At 41.6% G+C, this 15,162-nt stretch carries 13 protein-coding genes; 7 read left to right on the forward strand and 6 right to left on the reverse strand.

Annotated elements, in window-relative coordinates; translation table 11 throughout:
* The first annotated feature begins 82 nt into the window (after nucleotides 1–82).
* The 4 genes from AC2SLT_RS03445 to mmsB all read left to right on the forward strand — a co-directional run bounded on the left by AC2SLT_RS03445 (nucleotide 83) and on the right by mmsB (nucleotide 4,586).
* A complete protein-coding gene (locus tag AC2SLT_RS03445) occupies nucleotides 83–1,261 on the forward strand; it encodes an acyl-CoA dehydrogenase family protein (RefSeq protein WP_486546150.1) in 1,179 nt (392 codons plus the stop codon).
* A 122-nt stretch (nucleotides 1,262–1,383) separates the two neighbouring features.
* Complete coding sequence (locus tag AC2SLT_RS03450; RefSeq protein WP_486546152.1) at nucleotides 1,384–2,166, forward strand: enoyl-CoA hydratase; 783 nt, start codon at nucleotides 1,384–1,386, stop codon at nucleotides 2,164–2,166.
* A gap of 87 nt (nucleotides 2,167–2,253) precedes the next feature.
* Nucleotides 2,254–3,498, forward strand: coding sequence for an enoyl-CoA hydratase/isomerase family protein (locus tag AC2SLT_RS03455; RefSeq protein ID WP_486546154.1), 1,245 nt, complete (start codon nucleotides 2,254–2,256; stop codon nucleotides 3,496–3,498).
* Nucleotides 3,499–3,605: 107 nt separating this feature from the next.
* On the forward strand, nucleotides 3,606–4,586 hold the full coding sequence (mmsB, locus tag AC2SLT_RS03460) for a 3-hydroxyisobutyrate dehydrogenase (protein ID WP_486546156.1): 981 nt from the start codon (nucleotides 3,606–3,608) through the stop codon (nucleotides 4,584–4,586).
* Nucleotides 4,587–4,963: 377 nt separating this feature from the next.
* Here the strand turns inward: mmsB and AC2SLT_RS03465 are convergent, their stop codons facing one another.
* The 3 genes from AC2SLT_RS03465 to argS all read right to left on the reverse strand — a co-directional run bounded on the left by AC2SLT_RS03465 (nucleotide 4,964) and on the right by argS (nucleotide 8,633).
* The gene (locus AC2SLT_RS03465; protein WP_486546158.1) at nucleotides 4,964–5,722 is read right to left on the reverse strand and encodes an IclR family transcriptional regulator; all 759 of its coding nucleotides are present in this window, start codon (nucleotides 5,720–5,722) and stop codon (nucleotides 4,964–4,966) included.
* A gap of 34 nt (nucleotides 5,723–5,756) precedes the next feature.
* The gene (locus AC2SLT_RS03470; protein ID WP_486546159.1) at nucleotides 5,757–6,590 is read right to left on the reverse strand and encodes an SPOR domain-containing protein; all 834 of its coding nucleotides are present in this window, start codon (nucleotides 6,588–6,590) and stop codon (nucleotides 5,757–5,759) included.
* A 213-nt stretch (nucleotides 6,591–6,803) separates the two neighbouring features.
* Nucleotides 6,804–8,633 (reverse strand): arginine--tRNA ligase, encoded by a 1,830-nt coding sequence (gene argS / locus AC2SLT_RS03475; protein ID WP_486546161.1) that lies wholly within the window; start codon nucleotides 8,631–8,633, stop codon nucleotides 6,804–6,806.
* 653 nt (nucleotides 8,634–9,286) lie between these two features.
* Here argS and AC2SLT_RS03480 point away from each other — a divergent pair.
* Complete coding sequence (locus tag AC2SLT_RS03480; protein WP_486546163.1) at nucleotides 9,287–9,517, forward strand: DUF2788 domain-containing protein; 231 nt, start codon at nucleotides 9,287–9,289, stop codon at nucleotides 9,515–9,517.
* 133 nt (nucleotides 9,518–9,650) lie between these two features.
* On the opposite strand, the gene cmoB is transcribed toward AC2SLT_RS03480, so the two are convergent.
* The 3 genes from cmoB to cmoA form a co-directional block, all read right to left on the reverse strand.
* Nucleotides 9,651–10,712, reverse strand: coding sequence for a tRNA 5-methoxyuridine(34)/uridine 5-oxyacetic acid(34) synthase CmoB (gene cmoB, locus AC2SLT_RS03485; RefSeq protein ID WP_486546165.1), 1,062 nt, complete (start codon nucleotides 10,710–10,712; stop codon nucleotides 9,651–9,653).
* Between the two features lie 173 nt (nucleotides 10,713–10,885).
* Nucleotides 10,886–12,613, reverse strand: coding sequence for a DUF262 domain-containing protein (locus tag AC2SLT_RS03490; protein WP_486546167.1), 1,728 nt, complete (start codon nucleotides 12,611–12,613; stop codon nucleotides 10,886–10,888).
* A 110-nt stretch (nucleotides 12,614–12,723) separates the two neighbouring features.
* A complete protein-coding gene (gene cmoA, locus AC2SLT_RS03495) occupies nucleotides 12,724–13,554 on the reverse strand; it encodes a carboxy-S-adenosyl-L-methionine synthase CmoA (RefSeq protein WP_486546169.1) in 831 nt (276 codons plus the stop codon).
* Between the two features lie 117 nt (nucleotides 13,555–13,671).
* On the opposite strand from cmoA, the gene msrA reads away from it, so the two are divergent.
* Together msrA and AC2SLT_RS03505 are read left to right on the forward strand one after the other, a co-directional pair.
* Entirely contained in the window at nucleotides 13,672–14,199 is a 528-nt protein-coding gene (msrA, locus tag AC2SLT_RS03500; protein WP_486546170.1) for a peptide-methionine (S)-S-oxide reductase MsrA, read from the forward strand.
* A 189-nt stretch (nucleotides 14,200–14,388) separates the two neighbouring features.
* Nucleotides 14,389–15,126, forward strand: coding sequence for a class I SAM-dependent methyltransferase (locus AC2SLT_RS03505; protein WP_486546172.1), 738 nt, complete (start codon nucleotides 14,389–14,391; stop codon nucleotides 15,124–15,126).
* The last annotated feature ends 36 nt before the right edge of the window (nucleotides 15,127–15,162 follow it).

The following is a 15,162-nucleotide window of genomic DNA, read 5'->3' on the forward strand; positions in this document are numbered from 1 at the left end:
ATAAGTCACCTAATAAATAGCCGCTTAAGAAATAGCGTGAAAAGGAATTTAAATACTATCAAGTAATCATCAAGGAATAGATATGGACTTTACATTATCCGACGACCAGTTGGCGTATCAACAAGCCGCCCATCAATTTGCACTAAAGGAATTGAAACCAAACGCTGCCACTTGGGACAGGGAAAGTCATTTCCCAGTTGACGTCATTAAGCGTACCGGCGATCTTGGTTTTTTGGGATTATATACCAATCCAGACTGTGGCGGCTTAGGTCTGCCACGTCTCGATGCGGCCCTCGTATTTGAACAACTCGCTTGGGGCGATACGTCAGTGTCCGCCTATATTAGTATCCATAATATGGTGACGTGGATGATTGGCGAATATGCCAAAGATGAGGTGCGACATGAGGTGGTACCGAAGCTGGTCAGTGGTGAGCTATTATCCAGCTATTGTTTGACTGAGCCAAATGCTGGCTCTGATGCTGGATCGTTATCGACCAAAGCGGTTAAGCAAATCGATGATACCAATGGAGAAAGCCATTATCTGCTAAATGGTGAGAAAACCTTCATATCAGGCGCTGGAGCTACCGACATCTTAGTGGTTATGGCACGTACAGGAGCTGCTGGTCCCAAAGGGGTCTCCGCCTTTGTAGTCGATGCGCACAGCGAGGGTATCAGCTATGGTAAAAATGAGCATAAAATGGGCTGGAAATCACAGCCTACCCGCACTATTCACTTTAAAGACGTCAAAGTTCCTGCCAGTCATCTGTTAGGTCAAGAAGGAGAAGGCTTTAAATTTGCCATGAAAGGCTTAGATGGTGGTCGTATTAATATCGGTATTTGTGCAGTTGGTACCGCACAGTCTGCGCTAGAGACGGCATTAGACTATGTGCAACAACGTAACCAATTTGGTAGTGCCATAGCAGATTTGCAATCGGTACAATTTAAGCTTGCTGATATGCTGACCCAAACCGTTGCCGCCCGTCAAATGATCTATTTAGCTGCCAATAAAGTTGACACGAAAGATACCAATGCAACTGCCTACTGTGCAATGGCAAAACGCATGTCTACCGACTTAAGTTTTGAGGTCGCTAATCAAGCGTTACAGCTACATGGGGGCTATGGTTATCTCAATGAATATCCGCTTGAGCGCCATGTGCGTGATTTGCGCGTGCATCAGATTTTAGAGGGCACGAATGAGATTATGCGAGTCATTGTGTCACGCAAAATGCTCGATGCGGACGGATTAGACGGCTTTCGCTAATGCCAAAAATGACACCATGAGCTTAATAAATACTTGTAGAGCAGTACCCTTATCAACACCAGTACCCTTATTAACATCAGTAATTTTTTAAAATCAGTAACATCAGACTAAAAGGCGATACTATGACCACTTATACCAATCTAAACGTATCCATTGACGGCCACGTTGCCACGTTAACCCTAAACAATCCGCCTGCTCATACCTGGACGGCGTCAAGCTTACAGTCACTCAAGCAACTGATCGATGACTTAAATAACAATGATTCAGTTTATGCGCTCGTCATCCATGGTGACGGCGAGAAGTTCTTCTCTGCAGGGGCTGATTTGAATACCTTTGCAGACGGCGATAAAGGCATTGCTATTTCAATGGCCATTGCCTTTGCTGAAGCCTTTGAGGCTTTATCAAACTATCGTGGCGTCAGTATTGCTGCGATTAATGGCTATGCCATGGGCGGCGGACTTGAATGTGCTCTTGCCTGCGATATCCGTATTGCTGAAGCACATGCTGTTATGGCGTTGCCTGAAGCCAGCGTTGGCTTATTGCCTTGTGCAGGTGGCACCCAAAACCTACCTTGGCTAGTGGGCGAAGGTTGGGCAAAGCGTATGATCTTATGCGGGGAACGCGTCGATGCTGAGACTGCATTGCGCATTGGCTTGGTCGAAGAAGTGACCGAGAAAGGGAACGGCTTAACAGTGGCATTAGAATTAGCCAACAAGGTTACCAAACAATCACCTGTTGCCGTCACCTTATCAAAACAATTGGTACAATCGGCCAGACATCAGCCGCCTGCTTATAACCTAATCAATGAGCGTGAAGCCTTTGTCAAACTATTCGACACGGCGGATCAAACGGAAGGGGTGAACGCCTTTTTAGAAAAGCGTAAACCATCATGGCAAAACAAATAATCATCTTATTGAGTTACCTCTGACTAGCCAATAACAATAATTGCCAGTGATAAGAAACGGAATTTAAAATATAAAAAGGGACTCCCTATGCAAAATGAAGCCTCACAAGCAACAGAAGCATCAGTACTGTTTACCGAACACCCTACCCACTCAGGTCATGTGATTGGCGAGATGATGCTAAATTCACCAAAGTCGCTCAATGCACTTAGTGTCGATATGTGCCAGCTAATGTCTGAGCAGTTATTGCATTGGCAGGACGATGAGCGTGTTGTGGCGGTTATATTACGGGGTGCCGGTGATAAGGCGTTTTGTGCAGGTGGTGATATTCGTAAGCTTTATGACAGCATGATAGACAATCCGCCGATGCCGAACCCTTACGCTACTCAGTTTTTTGGAGGTGAATACAAGCTATATCGTCAAATGCACTTTTATAATAAGCCGTTAATTTTGTGGGGTAACGGTATTATTATGGGCGGTGGTATGGGATTGACGGCTGCCTGTAGTCATCGTATTGTCACTGAAACGACTAAGTTTGCCATGCCTGAGATTAGCATTGGATTATTTCCCGACGCTTCAGGTAGTTGGTTTTTGCAGCGCATGCCTGCCAAAACGGGATTGTTTTTGGGTTTAACTGGCGCTTTATGCAATGCTAATGATGCGAAATTTGTCAGTCTTGCAGAATATGCCCTACCCAGCGATAGCTTCGCGAGAGTCATAGATACATTGGCAAAAGCTGACTGGCAGCAACCCAAAACTGTCGATTCACTTTATAGTCACGCCCATCGCACAGCCAGTCATACTTTGTCTCAGTTAGAGGTAGCCACTAAGGTTCAGCTTGAGTCTGAGTTGACGCCGAGCAAGCTGGCGCAACACTGGCAAGCGATTCAGACGTTGATGGTCAGTGGTGGTTTGCAGCAGATTGATGATATTTTGACTGATGACAATAAGCTTGCGCAACTAGATGCAAGCTTTGCAGAAGACAGTTGGACCAAGCGAGCGGTGACCACTTACCGTCGAGGTTGTCCCGTGACTGCCGCTTTGACTTATGAGTTATATCACCGAGTCAAAGACTTGTCTTTAGAGCAAATTTTAGTACTTGAGGCCAATGTTGCCGTGCACTGTGCCAACAATCCAGACTTTAAGGAAGGGGTGCGGGCGCTACTGATTGATAAGGATAAAAACCCTAACTGGTCACGCAGTTTAGAGGAATGTATAACGTCATCAGGTAAAGACTATATCGCCAGTCATTTTGCCAGCCCCTACCCTGAGGGCGTCCATATATTTCAGGATTGGTTAGGTAAGTCCTCATTTGGCTCACAACTAGTGACTTAACAAAACTAGAATTAAAAAAACTAGATACTTAACAAAGCTCGCGACTTAAATTAACCCCATTAGCTCAAGACTTTTTCTATCAAAATTGACTATCAAGGAAGGATATCATGACGGCACATTCAATAGATAACAATAGCAGCACTAGCACCCCCAACACTCATGACTCTCTTAACGTTGCTTTTATTGGACTGGGTAATATGGGTGGTCCAATGGCCAAAAATCTAATTAAAGGTGGCTTTAATGTCACCGTTTATGATTTGTCAGATAACGCCCAGCAACACCTTGCCCAAGTCGGCGCTCAGACTTCATCCTCACCAATTGAGGCAGTCAAAAATGCCGATGTTGTAATAACCATGTTACCCGCTGGCAAGCATGTCAAAACCGTCTATTTAGGCGATGCTAATGCCACCGAGTTAACAGATAACGGCATATTGGCGCATATCCCAAGCAGCACACTGGTTATTGACAGCAGTACCATAGCGCCCGCCGATGCCATCACGGTCGCCACTGTTGCAAGCGCTAAAGGAATAGATATTATCGATGCACCAGTATCTGGTGGCACAGCAGGTGCCGAAGCAGGAACATTGACCTTTATTGTCGGTGGTGGCGATGACGCCTTTAATCGTGCTAAGCCCTTATTACAAATTATGGGTAAAAATATTTTCCATGCCGGTGACAATGGGGCTGGGCAAGTGGCGAAAATTTGCAATAATATGCTGCTTGGTATTTTGATGACAGGTACTGCTGAAGCGATAAATCTTGGCGTTAAGAGTGGTCTCAATCCCAACACTTTATCTGAAATCATGCTACAAAGTTCAGGACGCAACTGGACACTTGAGGTCTATAACCCCTACCCTAATATTTTGGAAAATGTCCCATCGAGTAGAGGCTATACGGGTGGCTTTATGACCCAGCACATGCACAAAGATATAAACTTAGCATTACAAACCGCAGAAGAGATGGGCGCGAAAGTACCTATGGGTGCTCAGACGGCTAAGCTATATGAGGAGCACAATCAACAGTTTAACGATATGGACTTCTCAAGTATCATGGCCTATTTTGATAGCAGTGTATTAACTAAGTCTTAATAGACTGATTGGGCATAAATACTGGCGTTCTCTACTATTTAAATGAGCTATAAGCTTAAATGAGCTATAAGCTTCCTACCTAACCTTATTTTACAAAAGTTAGTGCGTACTTTTTTGAATATATATAATAGCTTAAATCGTTCATGGTGTATGGATAGGACTTATATAGATACGACTTTCACAAAGAAAAAATCCCAAGTCAGTGACTTGGGATTTTTACGTCTGGTATGAAAGACGTCACTCACCCAGTATAGTCATCGGCAACTATAGTCAAAGAAGACTAAAATGGTTACAAGGCAACCGAGCGCAAGTACTACTCTAGTAGGCTTAACGAGGTTAACGCTGTGGCTCTTTAGTTTGCCTACGACTATAATATTTTAACTTTGTAACTCATACACTAATGCCTGAATATCCAACGCGGCCTCACGCATCCGCGGTACATACTGCAGCAGGTCATCGAGTGAAATACGAACCGTGGGCGCATGCAGATAAAGCGACGCTAAATAGCGCTCTTGTTTATCTAAGATCGGTACAGACACGGCGACCATTTCAGAGATAAACTCTTCATTATCAACGCCAATCCCTGTTTCGGCAATACTCTCAAGCTCTGTACTTAAGGCATCATAATCCGTAATGGTATTTTTAGTGAACTTATCTAAGCTCAAGTTTTGCAGCATTCTATGGCGACGATCGGATGACAGTTGACTTAAATATAGCTTACCCGTGGCCGTACACCACATCGGTGACTTGGAGCCGATAGGAAGATAAATTTGTAACGGTAGCTCTGTGATTACACGGTTGGTATAGACCATGTTCATATTCTGCGGAACCGCAATACCACACGTCTCTTTGACATCGTTGACGAGACGCTGTAACACAACTTGGCGCTCACTATAAAACTGTCGCTGCTGCCATAGCTCAACGCTTAAATTTCGCACCCGCTTGCCCGCGATAACCCCTCCTGTGATATCTACCATGACAAAGCCCTCATCCACCAATTGCTGAATAAGACGATGAATGGTGGGTTTCGGAATATCCAACTCTTTTGAAAGCTCTAAAGGCGTAATGGGTTTTGCCGCGTAGGATACCGCTTCGATTATTTGCAGTACTCGAGTAATTGATGAGACTTTGGGCATTATCAGTGACACCTTACATTATAAGTGGTTGGTTCTAACGACGCTGCTCTACGATAAGCGAGTCAATACCATTGTTTTGCAGCTTCTGCTGAGCAGCTAACACAGCTTGTCGGTTGGTCATCGGCGCAGACACTACTTGATAAATGACCTGACCATTGGCGCGTTTATTTTTAACCACACGCACATCAACCCCTGCTAATAAAACTTGAGCTCGACGCTTATCCGCCTCGTCAGCAGTGTTATAGCTGTGAATTTGTAAAATATAGCTTGATTTTTTTGGTGCCGCTGTTGTGGAACCTGCACCTGCTTGATTGGCAACATTTCCCTGAGAAGTAGAAGGCGCATTTTGCCCACTTGCATCATTATTGGTAGGCTCATCATAAGTGCCTTCCTCTTCAACTATAACGATATCTTGATCATCATTGGTCGCTGAGGGCTGTTGTGATCCCATAGGGTTCATAACCGAATCCTCTGATATGCCATAGTTTCCAGAGTTTTGATTATTAGTAGCGCTGTTATCACTACTCTGTGCACTGGGATCAGTCACCACAACATCCGGTCTAAGCTCTGTATTGCCTGTTGAAAGCTCCGACTCTTCGATTACCGCTTCATCAGGCACACTGATCATCTCCTGACCAGGCAATAAGTCATAGAACTCGTAATCATCCGCCTTATTGGTAGTCTGATTAAGAGGCTCAACGGTACGCTCTTCAACTTTTTCTTCTGTGCCAATGTCAAATGGGTTCAACAAATACAATGCCAAACCAATCATTAACGTCAATATCGAACCAACGAATATCCATAGTAAGCTTGAAAGGCCACTGCTTGGACGTTTCTCGACAGCGCCCTTAGGTTTTTTTGCTAACATAGACTTCTCCATTTATGATTCTGTTAAGTCATCTCATTGGCAAAGCATTTTACGATATTTAAGCTTTAAACGACTTAGTATGAAGCTTGCTTCGCTTTTGAATACATCGCGTTGAACGGCGTATGTGTCATTAACATGAAGGGTAACGCTTAAAATAAGTATTTAGATAACGAGCACTCAAAACTGGGTACTCATTACACTAACCGAATCAATCTACATGCTAGTGGGCGCTGACAACCCTAGAAGGCTCAGTCCATTTGCCAAAACTTGACGAACCGCTTTTGATAAGCGCAAACGAGCCTGCATTAAGTCGAGCTCTTCGTTGCTTGGCGATTCATCCGCAATAATACTAACGGGTAAAATACGATTGTCGTTGTACCAGCTGTGGAATAATGAGGCCAAGTCTTTTAGATAGTTGGTCAAGACATGCGGATCATAGCCGGTAGCAGCACGCTTTAACGTCGCAGGATATGCGGCCAACAGTTTAAGCAGCTCACTTTCTGTCTCACCATCTAACAATTCTTGATGTGCTAAACCTAAAGCATCATCGACACTTAGCCCTTTAGCATCCAGCTTCTCAAGTACGCTACATACACGGGCATGTGCATATTGAATATAATACACCGCATTGTCTTTACTTTGAGATTTTGCTAATTCTAGATCGAAGTCAATGTGTACCTCAGGCTTACGCGCTACATAATAAAATCTTGCAGCATCGTTACCGACTTCATCGCGTAGCTCACGCAAGGTGACAAACTTACCTGAGCGCGAGGACATTTGTATTTTCTCCTCCCCACGCCATAACGCAACAAACTGCACTAATATCACTTCTAAACGCTTCTCATCGATACCTAAAGCGGTTAATGCTGCACGAACACGGGCGATATAACCATGATGATCCGCGCCCCAGACATTAATAACAGTATCAAAACCACGGTCAAATTTATTTTTGTGATAGGCAATATCTGACGCAAAGTAAGTGGTTAAACCATTGGCACGACGAACCACACGGTCTTTTTCATCGCCGAAATCTGTTGATCGGAACCACGTATTACCGTCCTTTTCATACAGATAGCCTTTTCTATCAAGTGCTTCTAGTACAGGCTCAATATCCTCTGCAATCGACTTTTCACTAAACCAGCGCTCAAAGCGAACGCCAAAATCGTTTAGATCGTCTTTTATATCTTCTAAAATCTCAGTCAATGCGGCATTTAAGAAAAGCTCATAGCCCTTACCAAGCAGTTGCTTACTGTTGGCTATTACACCATCAATATGGGCATTTTTATCGCCCGACACCAGTGTTTGCTCTCCGTCAGCGTTAGTCTGATAAACCGCATCTTCCACCACATCCGCACTAATTTGGCTGTAAGGATGGACATACGTATCGCCATGCTGGTCTTTAAGCGTCTGAGCAATATCAGTGACATAGTCGCCTTGGTAGCCACCAACAGGGAAGTGAATATCTTCGCCATTGATTTCCAAATACCTTAAATAGGTACTGACCGCCAAAATGTCCATTTGACGACCCGCATCATTGACATAATACTCACGGGTCACCTTGTAGCCTACGGCTTCTAGTAAGTTTGCGACACTCATACCAAAAGCGGCGCCACGGCCATGACCGACATGCAAGCTTGAGGTAGGGTTCGCGGACACAAACTCAACCTGCACCTTATTATCAGCAAACTCATCGGTTAAACCAAAGCGTTCATTTTGTTCAAAAATGGCATCAAGGACAGCAAACTTGGCTTCGCTGTTGAGAAATATATTGATAAATCCTGGTCCTGCGACCTCAAGCTTAGCAATACTCTTATTCTCAGGTAAAGCCGCTATCAATTGCTCTGCCAATGCACGCGGATTGGTTTTTGCGACTTTGGCTGCCGTTAATGCAATATTGCTTGCATAATCGCCATGCTCAGGGCTTTTACTTCGAGTAATCTGACTGTTATTTTCCCAGTTATTGGGTAAGATACCTTGAGCAATCAACGCCTTAGCTGCGCTATCTAATAATGTATAGATTTCATCAATTTGAGCTTGCGACATAATTTAATAAACTCTAAAGTTAGGTGAATACGTAATTTAAATGAATGATGTTTAACAGGGGTGTTCTACAATGATTGATATTTAATTGAGTTGGTATTTAATTAATAATAACGGGTATATCATTGAATATGCTTGACGAACCCTTTAATATATCAAGCTTTGCTCTTATTTTCCACATATTGTCAAAGGATCTATAGATTGACTATCTGTTAATCGTGATTTATCGGTTTAACCTAACCTTACTTACTGGACTTAACTTGACTAGTATTTTGTGACTGTTTGTTTTATGGCATGGCACTTTAGACTTTGATTACCCTATAATGACTTCAAAATAAGCTGTATGGGATAACTTAAGACAGATTTTATCATTCATTATCTAATAATACTCTAACTCTAGTTTAGCATTGAAAATTCATCTAAATGACAGAATCCTACAGCTCTATTTATGTCACATTATTCTACTTGAAAGTGACCATCACAACGTATTGGATGAATAATTTCATTGGTTTTTCACTCAAATCAAACAATCTACTATCTAATAAGTATTTTAGTTTTAACTATAACCGTTACTAAACAACCAAAAATTCGATAGACCCTAGTTTAATCAATCGCCGCTTATACAACTTTAAAAACACTCATATTAGGATTAACTTATGCTTGCTACTGTATTCGCTATTGCTGCTGAAACTGTTACCAGTTGGGGCTTGTACGTATTACTGCCTATCTTTATCGCTACTTTATTTTTTATTATGTGGGACATCTCTAAAAAGTCTGACGCAGGGCGCGCAGGTACCTTTTGGATTTTTGTCGCATTGGGGGCAGGTTTCGTGGGATTCTTACTTAAACTGGTGCTTGAGGTGGTATTTACCAGATGGGTCTTGTAGTTTCGAATCAACGTTAGCCCAAGCCCATTATCGGTATAATTGATTAACATAAAAGGCTAGAGTTTACTCGTATTCAGTGACTTATATTTAGTGATTTGTATTCAGCGACTTGTATTGTGTGACTCGTATTGAGCTATTTTGTGGCAATCAACGTCGCTCGCATCGGTGCAGGATAGCCTTCAATGGTCCTAGTTGAATCCTTCGGATCTAAAAAGTCTTTTAGCGATTGATAGGTCATCCAATCTGTCGCTCGCTGTTCCTCAGTCGAGGTGATATCAATATCCACACATTTGACATCTCTAAAGCCGACCTTTTCTAGCCAGCCGATCAATGCCGCCACAGACGGTATAAAATAGACATTATTCATTTTGGCATAGCGATCATGCGGTACTAATACCGTATTTTTATCCCCTTCTACCACTAAGGTCTCCAATATCAACAGACCGCCTTTGATAAGCTGATTTTTTAGCTGATTAAGATGCTCAAAGGGTGACTGTCTATGGTATAACACCCCCATACAAAACACGGTATCAAACAACTGATTGCCTTGGTCTATACTGGCAGGCAACGCCTCTAACCCTACCGGAATATAATGAGTGCGATAGCCTACGCCAGTCTTATCAATATCCTTATCCGCATCAAACCCACCGACAAAATGACGAATCGCCATAAATTGATGATAAAACAAACACGACGGGTCAATCACGATCACTTGCTTAGCACCCGCTCCCGCCATGCGCCATCCGTGATACCCTGAGCCACCCCCCACATCAAGTACATAGCGTCCTTCGAGTGTGCCGATATGAGGCGCAATACGCTGCCATTTCCAGTCACTATGCCATTCGGTGTCGATAACCACCTTATTCTCACCTAACCCAATTTGAAACGGCCCTTTTCGCCATGGCATCAATTGTTTCATTAATGCCTGTATCTGCTTACCTTGTCCGGTAGTTAACTCAGCATCAACGGTTAAGGTATCGCTGTTTAAATCAACATTTTTAACATCAAGTGTTGGTAGCTTTTCGACGGCAGCTAAATAAGCAGGGGCATGCGCATAGCGTCGTTTGTCTTTGATGTCGCTTAGCCAATGTGGCAGGTTAGCCAGCCATTCGGTGGCAATAGGTCGGTATTGGGCACGCTGAATCAATGCTAGGTAGAGTTCGCGTTCGGCGGTAGAGATGGTTTGGTTGGTCATAGACGGTTCGTTATGTAAGTGAATGTGGGGTAGTTATTGTAAGGGGGAAAGCGATATAAGCTCTCGCTTGTACAGTGATGAAAGAACTTAAAAGTCTAGATTTTTAAAATAACACACCCCTTTCATTAAACAAAAAGGAACTCAAAACCTATTTTATAACTGTCGTATTTACTTTAAATCTTCCATATTTCTAGCGCTTTATCCAACAGGTCATCAGCTCTTTTATCAATTTCAGATTCGTTCCATACCTCAAGTTCAAGATAAGGTGACAGTGTTTCAATACCACCAGAATAGTGTTTCAGACCCTCCTTATTTTTACTTCCTTCTTTTTTAGTAGTCCAATTGGCATCACGAATTGATGTGTTTAATGACTGAGTGATAATTGCTAAGTTACCTAAAGTTTTTAGTTTAAAGTTTCTTTCATCTTGTTCTTCAGTAGTTAGTTCATCATTCCAATTATTTTGCCATTTTTTAGGCATCAAATGCTCAAGGCTATACTTATTGATACCTAGAAGTTGAGTTGCATGTCTTGACTTGTCTCTAATCTTTGATTCAAGCAAATAGATAATACCTTTACTTTGTTTATTAATTAACACAGATTGATGAAACCCATTTTTTAATTCAGCATCGTTCGGGAAGTAGTTAACCTTATCCCCTTTTTTCTCAATATACTCAATAAGTTGTTTTTTCGATAAAACTTTATTTGATATTAGACTATCAGTAAAAAGTTGATTGTAATTCTTAGTGGTAGCTCTGACAATCATTCTGCGCATGATATAGCTTTCAATAAACCCAAATAGCTCATTCTGTTTATCGATATCATCAACATTTTTTAACACAAAAAGCGAATAAGGGATTAAAGTTGAAGTATCTAGCCCAAAAATAATTGCATTTATACGCTCAATACCACTTTTATAATTTAACTCTTTATTTACGATTTCATAATTAAAGTTTTGTCTAAATAACTGAGCATATACCTTAATTTCTTCTAAAATGTCATCTATATTTAACTCATAATCTCTAATAAAACGTTTATAAGACTCAAAAAGGTTATCTACCTTAGAGAATTCAATCTTATCCTCTGTTTTTACTTTAAGCTCAGGCTCTTGAATCTTAATCTGAAGGTAGGAATAGAAGAATAGATCAATAAAAGTTCTTTTTAATCGACCAGTAGTTACCTCTCTATCCCAATAAGATTTTGTTTCATCATTATTTTCAAATATATTTTTCCAATATTCATCATATTTTTCAATTTCATCACGATTAAAAAAGAAGTTTTTTAACAACTCAGCTGTGGTTAAACGAACACCGAGTGAGTTTATTGTGTCAAATATTTGTTGTTCGTCCTCTTCATAGCCAAGGTCAATACCGACAAATAGAATATTATCTAAAATATTAAAAAAGTCTAAATCCCCTGCCAAATCTTTTTCAGTAATATTATTTTTAAAAAAGTTATAAGCACCAATGATATTATCATTACTTTTAGCATCATTAATATCTTGTAACTCCTTAAGGTTAACAACTTTATTGAATGACTCTTCATCATTATGGTTATGCAGTAAAATAATAGTTTTATCGCGTTGCTTCTTAAATGTTTCAGTAAAAATAGCATTGTCTTTCTTTTTTAAGCTTAAGACTTTAAAAAAAATATTCAGTGTCGTTAATCTTTGCTGTCCATCAATAACCGTTAGTATTGAGTCTTTATTAGACGTTGTTTGCTGTTGTTTTAGAATAACTGAGCCTAGAAAATATGGCTTTCTATTCAATGAGACCATACGCATATCTTCTAAAAACCGTTGCCATTGTTCAGTATTCCAAACATACGCTCTTTGAAAAAATGGGATTTCTAAGTTTCTACCTCTGTTGAATATATCTCTAATTGTTCTTTTTCCAGCTTCCATAAGATTTCCTTAATTTTTCAAATGCACAATTAAATTTATCAGCTGATAGATATTAAACTACTACTAATAGTGACCATAATAAATTTTTAACAATACCACTATCTACCCCGCTATTTAAAAGCCACAATAGACGCGAAGTTTAAAAACTGAAACCACGTTAGACTGCGACTAAAGCCAACTTGTTGTAGACGCTGATGATGCTGGACTAAGGTATCGGTGATGAGCACGTTTTCTAAGGCATTGCGTTTGCCGCTAATCTCAAGCTCGCTATAACCATTGGCACGTTTGAAGTCGTAATAGCGCTCAACCAGCCAAGCATCGTCTTGCTCATCGCCAGTGTGATTTTTTTCGGTCAATATCAAAATACCGCCGTCATTAAGCGCGTTAAAAATGTTTTGTAATACTTGAGTGCGATCGGCAGGCGGTAAGAACTGCAAGGTAAGATTTAATATCACCATATCGCAAGGCTCAAACGTAAGCTCGCGGATGTCTGCGGTAATGACGTCGATGTCATGATTGGGATAATTGTCATGGAGAAGCGTTGCGGCTTTTTTGGTCATGGCAGGAGAGATGTCCACCGCTTTGATTTGCAATTCGTCTGGGGCAAATCCGCCAGTGTCATTGAGCAATGCCATCGTCGCACCGCCCAATGAACAGCCCAAATCATAAACACGGCTGACACGCTGACCGTCATGATTGGTCTGCCCAAACTGACAGTGACGTTTGGCAAATATGGGCAACATGGCGAGCATTTGCCCATAACCGGGTACACTACGGCGTATCATATCGGGAAAGCAGGCCACCACTTGTTCATCGAAAGAAAAGCGAGCGGCTTTGTCGAGCGGCGTGGTGAAGACGTTGTCGTAAATCACGTTATCTTTAGCTATATTTTCGCTATCAATGGCATGGCGCTTAACGTCGGCATCTACTGTATTAGACATATCGAGTCTCTTATTCAATGTTGAACACGCTGTATTATATCATTACCGTTTTTAACTTATAGGCTGTTTGTATTTTGATAGAATTAAGACCAAGCTAATCAATAATAAGGATGAATTATGCAAACATTAGTATTAGGCGGCGGTTGCTTTTGGTGCACCGAATCTGTCTTTCAATCAGTAAAAGGGGTCGAAAAAGTAACCTCAGGCTATATGGGTGGTGAGGAAGCTTCGGCAAATTATAAAGATGTGTGTACGGGAGAAACGGGTCATATCGAAGTGGTACGGGTCGATTTTGATGAGTCAGTGGTACCGTTAGAGGTGATATTGGACATCTTTTTTGCCACGCATGATCCTACAACGGTTGACCGTCAAGGCAATGATGTCGGCAGTCAATATCGATCTGTGGTGTTTTATACCGATGAAGAAAAACAAAAACCGACCATCGATCGAGTCATTGGTAAGCTTCGCGATGAGTTGGGTCTAAATGTGGTCACTGAGGTACATCCTGTACACGAATTTTATGCAGCAGAAGACTACCACCAAGACTATTTTAATAAGAACCCAATGCAGGGATACTGCCAAGCGGTTATTCCACCTAAGCTTGGCAAATTACGTAAAGAGTTTAAACAGTATATGGTCAAGTAGTCTCTAACTTAGCAGATTCTAACTTAGTAGATTGTGCCCATCGGCTCGCTAAGGCTGGCGTTATTGATAATAACGCCAGCCTTTTTTTGACTTATAATAAACCCTAATCTTTACGATATTCGGTACAATTAACTAAAGTGTATTTCAACCCATTAAAACTCAATTGATTAGAATAAGAAGAGCCCCAATATGACTCCCGAATTTTGGCAAGATAAATGGCAAAATAATCAAATAGGCTTTAATCAACAAAAGCCAAATCCGTTGATGGTTAAATATATGCCTACTTTAAATCTCGCTAAGGGCAGCTGTGTGTTTGTGCCATTATGTGGCAAAAGTATCGATATGATTTGGCTTGCCAGCCAAGGTTATGATGTTGTGGGCGTTGAGCTAATTGAAACGGCGGTAGTTGAGTTTTTCGAAGAAAATGCTATTGTTCCGTCCATTACTCAACATCCCAAACATTCTGATATCAAAATTTATGAAGGAAGCTATGGAGATCAAACCATTACTATTTGGGTGGCAGATATTTTCAAATTGACGGCTCAAGATATCGGTCAGGTCGATGCTATTTATGACCGAGCGGCGCTGGTCGCCTTACCTGATGACTATGATGACGAGCCAAAGCAATCAAACAAGACGTCCGCGACTGAAACTGACTCTCTGCGTGTACGATATTCACAGCACTTAATAGTGTTAACCCATTGTGCTCCGCAGCTGCTACTGAGCTTTGGGTTAGACGGCGTGGATGAATCAGAGTACAAAACCTACCCTGGCCCCCCTTTCTTAATCTCTTCAGCCGATATACATAGTTATTACGACAGCCGTTATGAGCTTGAAGTATTAGAGCGCTACCGAACCCAACGTGCCAATGACAACAACAACCCTTGGCTGAATATCGCGTGGCATTTGATACCGAAAACCTTGTAAACGTCACTCTCACTACTCTTAATAAAATGCGTTCAG

The organism is Psychrobacter sp. CX18 (assembly GCF_057396215.1).